We start from the raw sequence: 573 nt of genomic DNA, 5'->3' as shown, positions 1-573 counted from the left end.
GCATTGATCGTTTGGGCCGGCTCTGCCGGCCCAAATTTTTTCCGGCCTCGGCTGGAAGCCTGTCCGAAGGGCACCGTTTCTTGAGCCGCCCTATCCCTCGCCCTGTCCCTTGGCAGCGCATCATCCTGCCCAGCTTCATCGCCCTTCCCATCCTGGCCGTGCTGCTCGGGCTCGGCTCCTGGCAGATCCAGCGGTTGCACTGGAAGCAGGGCATCCTCGCCGAGCTCCAGGGCGCGGCCGCACGGCCGCCTGCCGAACCCGCGGCCGACACCCCGCCCTTCGCCCGCATCGCCGCCACCGGCCGCTTCCGCCCAGGTGCCGAAGCCATGCTCGGGCTGGAGGTGCGCGGCACCACTCTCGGCGCCAACCTGATCGCCGTGCTGGACCGCCCCGGCGCGCCGCCGATCCTCGTCGATCGCGGCTGGGCGCCCATGGAGGGCGGCAATGTCGATCGGCCCGAGGGTGATGTCACGGTCAGCGGCTATGTCCGGCCGACGGAGCACAACCCCTTCGCCGCCACCGACGACCCCGCGCATCGCCGCTTCTACACCTTCGATGCACGCGCCATCGCCG

The 573-nt window shown here is 70.7% G+C and carries 1 protein-coding gene; it reads left to right on the top strand.

Translation table 11 applies throughout. From position 1 onward, the window contains the following. Positions 1-80: 80 nt before the first annotated feature. The coding region (locus tag AC1DWF_RS37095; RefSeq protein WP_476843418.1) for an SURF1 family cytochrome oxidase biogenesis protein at positions 81-573 on the top strand (493 nt) is incomplete at its 3' end.

It is taken from the genome of Aminobacter sp. P4_D5, assembly GCF_056401815.1.
Note: the sequence above shows the minus strand (reverse complement) of the source record. Positions and strands in the feature narration are given on the sequence as shown.